This is a genomic window from Methylobacterium sp. WL18 (assembly GCF_008040015.1).
Lineage (GTDB): Bacteria > Pseudomonadota > Alphaproteobacteria > Rhizobiales > Beijerinckiaceae > Methylobacterium > Methylobacterium mesophilicum.
On sequence record NZ_VRVD01000277.1, the window covers coordinates 1 to 6,118 of the forward strand.

6 protein-coding genes and 1 pseudogene are annotated in these 6,118 nt (G+C 68.6%); 3 read left to right on the forward strand and 4 right to left on the reverse strand.

What is annotated here, in order from left to right:
• Positions 1 to 353: pseudogene (locus FV228_RS18105) on the reverse strand (SH3-like domain-containing protein); the annotation flags it as partial.
• Positions 350 to 994 carry a nitrile hydratase subunit alpha gene (nthA, locus tag FV228_RS18110; protein WP_147855901.1) on the reverse strand — a complete coding sequence of 215 codons (645 nt, stop codon included), beginning with the start codon at positions 992 to 994 and terminating at the stop codon, positions 350 to 352. The pseudogene FV228_RS18105 and the gene nthA, both read right to left, overlap by 4 nt.
• A 200-nt stretch (positions 995 to 1,194) precedes the next feature.
• Between nthA and FV228_RS18115 the strand changes: the two genes are divergently transcribed.
• Both FV228_RS18115 and FV228_RS18120 read left to right on the forward strand, forming a co-directional pair.
• Positions 1,195 to 1,884 carry a sigma-70 family RNA polymerase sigma factor gene (locus FV228_RS18115; protein WP_147855902.1) on the forward strand — a complete coding sequence of 230 codons (690 nt, stop codon included), beginning with the start codon at positions 1,195 to 1,197 and terminating at the stop codon, positions 1,882 to 1,884.
• A gap of 168 nt (positions 1,885 to 2,052) precedes the next feature.
• Positions 2,053 to 2,325 (forward strand): hypothetical protein, encoded by a 273-nt coding sequence (locus FV228_RS18120; RefSeq protein ID WP_147855903.1) that lies wholly within the window; start codon positions 2,053 to 2,055, stop codon positions 2,323 to 2,325.
• Between the two features lie 144 nt (positions 2,326 to 2,469).
• On the opposite strand, the gene FV228_RS18125 is transcribed toward FV228_RS18120, so the two are convergent.
• Together FV228_RS18125 and FV228_RS18130 are read right to left on the reverse strand one after the other, a co-directional pair.
• On the reverse strand, positions 2,470 to 3,861 hold the full coding sequence (locus FV228_RS18125) for an amidase (RefSeq protein ID WP_147855904.1): 1,392 nt from the start codon (positions 3,859 to 3,861) through the stop codon (positions 2,470 to 2,472).
• Positions 3,862 to 3,866: 5 nt separating this feature from the next.
• On the reverse strand, positions 3,867 to 5,468 hold the full coding sequence (locus tag FV228_RS18130) for an ABC transporter substrate-binding protein (RefSeq protein ID WP_147855905.1): 1,602 nt from the start codon (positions 5,466 to 5,468) through the stop codon (positions 3,867 to 3,869).
• 207 nt (positions 5,469 to 5,675) lie between these two features.
• On the opposite strand from FV228_RS18130, the gene FV228_RS18135 reads away from it, so the two are divergent.
• Positions 5,676 to 6,118: thiamine pyrophosphate-binding protein (locus FV228_RS18135; protein WP_246693944.1), on the forward strand; the 443-nt coding region annotated here is incomplete at its 3' end.

Consider the following 6,118-nt stretch of genomic DNA (forward strand, 5'->3'; position numbering starts at 1 on the left):
GCCCGGAAGCGTGCCTCCAACCCGTCCCGGGCGAGCACCCGCGCCACCGGCTTGGCCGACGCGGAGGCCCGACCCGCCGTGATCTCGTCGGGCGTGGCGAGGCCCGCGGCGGAGATCTGCTTCTCCAGGGCCGCCAGCCAGATCTCGTAGTAGCTCGACGCGAGATATTGCGCGGGCGGCAGCGACTCGCGGTTGGCCCGGCTGCCGTCGAGGTTCCAGGCACCGGTGTAGCCCATGGCCATCGCCATCGCGAAGACGCGACGCTCCCACGCGGCGTGAAACACCGGCTCGTCCGGCTCGGGCACCACCGGCCCGAAGCCGTGTGCGCCGCCGAGGTCCTGGGCGCCGTTCATCGCGGCATCTCCGGCGGGGGCGACCCGGGCAGGCCCGTACCGATCATCGCATCGCGGGTGACGAGGGCGGCGAGAGCCTCTTCGGACAGGCCCTCGGTGTCGGCAGGGCGCATCGGGAGGACCATGTAGCGGGTCTCCGCGGTGGAATCCCAAACGGTGATCTGCGTCGTCTCGGGGATGGTGACGCCGAACTCGGCCAGGACGCCGCGCGGATCGATCACCGCCCGCGCCCGATAGGGCGGTGCCTTGTACCAGACCGGCGGCAGGCCCAGCACCGGCCAGGGGTAGCAGGAGCACAGCGTGCACACGACGAGGTTGTGGGTCTCGGGGGTGTTGGCCACCGCAACCATGTGCTCGCCGCCGCGACCGCCGATACCAAGCTCGGCGATCGCCGGGGTGGCGTCGGCCAGCAGCCGGTCCCGGTAATCGGGGTCGACCCACGCGCGGGCCACCACCCGGGCACCCGCATGCGGCCCGACCTTGGTCTCGTAGAGCTCGACCAGGGCGTCGAGGGCGGCGGGCTCGATGTAGCCCTTCTCGGTCAGCAGAGACTCGAGGGCGCGGACCCGCGCCTCGATCGGCGACAGATCGCTGCCGTGCGGGTGCTCATGGTCGTGGGTGTGGTGGTGGTCCTGGCTCATCCCGGTCTCCTGGCGACCTGCATTCTGCATCGTCGCGCGCTCGGCCGCCACAGGGACGGCGCAAAGGCCGTCCTCGGCGTTCAGCAAGTCTGCGTAAATTACCCATTGCTGTCAGGAGCGTTTGGTAACGGTTCAGGATTGCCGAGATACCGAGTTAGAGACATTCCAATATACCAAGACTTCGGCCGCCGGGAACGCGCATGATCGATGATGGATCGAACCCCTCGGGCAGCACCCCGCCTCGCTACGCCACGATCCTCGGCCAGCACCTCGCCCTGCCGATCCGGGACTATTTCCAGGTCGTCGAGCAGGACCCGCTGCCGCCCCAACTCGCCGTCCTCATGGAGCGCTTCGAGGCGGCCGTGGCGGCGCACGGTCAGGTCGTGGCGTTCGACTTCCGCAGCGATATCATCAAGGCGCTCCCGGCGCTGCGCACCTTCGCGCTGTCGCTCGTCGGCGACGTGAGCCGGGCCGACGACCTCGTTCAGGAGACCTTCGTGAAGGCCTGGGCCAACCAGGCCCGGTTCCGGCCGGGGACGAACTTCACCGCCTGGCTGTTCACGATCCTGCGCAACCAGTTCTACTCGGAGCTGCGCAAGAACCGGCGCGAGGTCGAGGACGTGGATGGCACCCACGCGAGCCAGATGACAAGCCTGTCCGACCAGGAGGATGCCAGCACCCTCAAGGTCGTCTGGAAGCGGCTCGGGACCCTCCCGGCGGCACAACGGCAGGCGCTACTCTTGGTCGGCGCCGAGGGCCACACCTACGAGGAGGCCGCGAGCAAGCTCGGCTGCCAGGTCGGCACCGTGAAGAGCCGCGTCAGCCGGGCGCGGTCGTCACTGCTCGATACGCTCGGCGTCGTGGTGTCGGGCCAAGCGCCGGCTGCCTGAGCGCGCGGGTTCGCGCCGTGTCTCGACGGGCCGTACCATAAATGGCCGTGTCACCGTCCGCGCCGACCAAGCCGAGCCGTAAACCCGCCCGGAATGGGCCGGGATGCTAAGATGACTGCAAGACGTTGCCGTGCATGATCGTTGCGGTCCCATAGGTGGGAATCGCAGATGGCTCCGACATCCCAGGAAGACGACAGCACAGCGCAGTGGTGGCAGGCACACCCCGTGAGCGTTGCGTTCTGCGCCTGCTTCCTCGCTCTCGCTTGCGTGGCGGCGACGTGGTGGCTCGGTCTCCTCGCAGAAGGTCCGGCTCTGATGTCCGGCTTCCTCTGTGTGGTCGTGCTGATCGGCTTTCTGCACGTGTGCTTCCAGCCGCCGATCCGTCTTCTAAAATCGCTCGCGGCCCTGATCGTGTGGATTTGGGGTTGCTTCAACAAGTAATGCGCGACGCCGCTTGGTCCGGCATCACCACTTGAGCACAGGTGCGACTGTGCAGCTTTCACGCATTCTCGCCGCATCGCTCTTTTCCGATGAGCTGGAGAACGAGGCGGCGACGATCGTCCGGACGACCCGACGCCCGGCTCCTCACACCGGCGGGCGGCGCAGATGCCAGTCGGTCGCCCGCTGATAGGCTTGGCCGATCCGTAGCGCCGTCGCCTCGTCGTAACCCCGGCAGACGATCTGCAGCGACAGCGGCAGACCGGCGGCGGTGAACCCGTCGGGCAGTGCCAGGGCGCAGAGGTCGAGGAGGTTCCCGAAGCGGGTGAACCGGGACGGCAGGTGCGTCTCGTCGACCTCGGCGAGGGCTACGGCGGCGCATTCCGTCGTCGGCGTCAGCAGGGCGTCGATCCCATCGAGGGCGGCGGCGTAGGCGAGCTTCATCGCGGTGCGGCGCTGGAGCGTGCCGAGATACTCCTGGGCGGTGACCGTCGCGCCGGCGAGGATCCGGGCCCGCACGGCGTCGCCGAGTTGCGAGGCCGGGTCCTCCGCGAGGGCGCCGTTGACGAAATAGGCCTCGGCGTTGGTGATCCCGCTCATGGCGACGCAGTCGCTGAACCGGAACGGCAGGACGACATCGACGATCTCGGCCCCCTGCCGGGCCAGCAGATCGAGGGCAGCATCGTAGGCCTGCAGCATGTCGGGGGCGACACCGTCGCGCTCGACCGCCGGCATGCGCCCGAGCCGAAGGCCGCGTACGCCGCGGTTGAGGATCGACCAGGGCGCGTCCGGGGCGATCCCCCGGGTCGTGGGATCGAGCGGGTCGGGACCCGAGATGGCTTCGTAGAGGAGCGCGGTGTCCTCGACGGTGCGGGCGAGCGGGCCCGGCGTGTCCAGCGTGGTCGAGAGCGGCACGATTCCCCACGTCGAGACGCGTCCGACCGTCACCTTGAGGCCCGTGAGCCCGCAGAAGGATGCTGGCAGGCGCACCGATCCGCCCGTGTCTGTACCGATGCCCCAGGGAGCCATCCGGGCCGCCACCGCGACGCCGGTACCGCTGCTCGACCCGCCCGGTGTGCGCGGCGTCTCCGGATCCCAGGGGTTCCAGGGCGTGCCGAGATGCTGGTTGGTGCCCCAGCCGCCATAGGCGAACTCCACCGTGTGGGTCTTGCCCAGCACGATCATGCCCTGCGCGATCAGCCGGCGGGCGATAGTCGCGGTGCGCTCCGCCCGGCGCGCCCGGTGGGCGGCCGAGCCGCCCATGGTGATCCGCCCCTCGAGGTCTATCAGGTCCTTAAGCACCACCGGGACGCCGTGAAGCGGCCCGACTGCGTGGCCCGACCGGATCGCCCGGTCGGCGCCCTCGGCGGCCAGGCGTGCATCGGCGGCGAACACCTCCGTGAAGGCCTGGAGCTTCGGCTCCATCTGCTCGATCCGGCCGAGCAGCGCCTCGACCGCGTCGACCGGGGACAAGGACTTCGAACCGATCGCCCGGGCGAGTTCGGCCGCGGACGCATCGACGGGATTCAGGTCTGCCATCGGGATCACTGCACGCTGACGAGGGTGAGGTCGACGAACCAGGATTGCGGGGAGACGAAGCCGTGTATCTTCTTCGACATCCCGCGCGGGTTGAGGTCGTGCACGATGAACAGCCAGGGCGGGTTGTCCACCAGCCGCTCATGGGCGAGCGCCGTCTGCGCGTCGATCACCTTCCCGTCGTCGGTCTCGGCGAGCGCCTTGAGGGCGGCGTCGAACGCCTCGTCCTTCCAGTTCGGGAAGTTGAAGCCGCCGGGCGGGAACCGGTCGCCGGCGAAGTAGCGTGCCATCACGCTGGGGTCGGACGAGGGCGAGGAGACGTTGAGGGCCATCGAGCCCTGCAGGCTCGGGGCGTCCGGCAGCGCCCGGCTCGAATTCAGCAGAACCTGCCACTCGACCACGTTGAAGCTCAGCTCGACGTTGCAGGCCTGCTTCAGGTTCTCCTGCAGGTACTCGTTCATCGGCATCGGCAGCATTTGGCCCGAGCCCGAGGACGAGATCATCACTTTGAGGCTGAGCGGTTTTTTATCGGAATAACCCGCCTCGGCCAGCAGCGCCTTGCCCTTTGTGGCGTCGAACACGTACCGGTTCTTCGGGCTGCCGAAATTCGGGTCCTTGTCGTTGAGCCAGCCCGAGGCCGGCTCGGCTGTGCCGTTGAGCAGTTCGACGATGGCGGCCCGGTCGACGCAATAGTTCAGCGCCTGGCGGACGCGCACGTCCTTCAGCGGGCTGTCCTTGGCGCCGATGTTGAAGATGTAGGGCCAGACATGCGGGTAGGAGCCCGTGGTGATGGCGAAGCCCGCCTGCTTCAGGGATGGGATCGCGTCGGGCGCCGGCACCTCGATCCAGTCGACCTGCCCCGACCGCAGGGCGGCGACCCGGGCATTCGCCTCGGGGATCGGCATCAGCCGGACCTTGTCGACCTTGGCCATCCGGTTCGGATCCCAGTAACCGTCGAACTTGGCCAGATCGACCGATTCCCGCGGGGCTACGCGGGTGATCTTGAACGGGCCGGTACCGGCCGCCGGCAGCGCCGCGACCTTGGCCCAGTCGCGGCCCGCCTTCTCGAACGATTGGGGCGAGGTGAACAGCAGGTAGACGACCATGTCGGGGAAGTACGACGCGACCTGCGTGGTCGTGATCTGCACGGTGGCATCGTCGATCTTCTTGTAGCTCCCGACCAGGGGCGCCCGGGCCCGGGAGATGCCGGCCCCCTGCGGTTCGAATTGCGGGCTGTCGTTCTTGAAGTAGCGGTCGAGGTTCCAGACCACCGCGTTGGCGTTGAACGGGGTGCCGTCATGGAAGCTGACGCCCCGGCGCAGGTGGAAGGTCCAGATCGTCTTGTCGTTCGGATCCTGCTCCCAGCGCTCGGCCAGGGCCGGGACGATGCCGGCGAGCTTGTCGGTGCTCTTCAGGTCCCACTGCACCAGACCCTCGAAGATCGGGTAGCCGAGGAAGCGCATGCCCTCGAAGCCGTTGTTCGGCATCCCGGTGGCCGTGGGGATGTCGGAGGCCGTCATGGCGATGCGCAGCACGCTCTCGGCCCGGGCCGCGGGCACCAGGGCGAAGGAACCAGCCAGGGAGGCGGCAATCAAGCGGCGAAGTTTCATCGGATCCCGTTCGTCCAAGTTGCGGGACACCAGCGGCAAATCTCGCGCCAGATCGTGCGATAGTCCAGGCGCCCGATGACCGGGCAGCGCGCGTTTCGGCCCTTGCGCTCGGCACGGGCTGCGCCACGATAATAAAGAATGCGATTCGCCGGACGCCCGAGCCGGACCGGAAGGGAGCTGCCCGTGAGTGATGGGACGCCAACCACGATGAACGGGGCCGAGAGCCTGGTTCGGACCCTCGTCGCCGGCGGGGTCGAGGTCTGCTTCACCAATCCCGGCACGTCCGAGATGCATTTTGTGGCGGCCCTCGACCGGGTCGAAGGCATGCGCTGCGTGCTGTTCCTGTTCGAGGGCGGGGCGACCGGCGCCGCGGACGGCTATGCCCGCATGACCGACAAGCCGGCCTCGACCCTGCTGCATCTCGGGCCGGGGCTCGCCAACGGGCTGGCCAACCTGCACAACGCCAAGAAGGCGCGTACACCCGTCGTCAACATCGTCGGCGAGCACGCGACCTACCACCGGGAGTACAACGCGCCGCTGACCTCGGACATCGAGGGACTGGCCAGGCCGATGTCGTCCTGGGTTCACACCGGCATGAGCGCGGCCGAGATCGGCGCGGACGGCGCCGCCGCCATCGCGGCCGCCCGCAC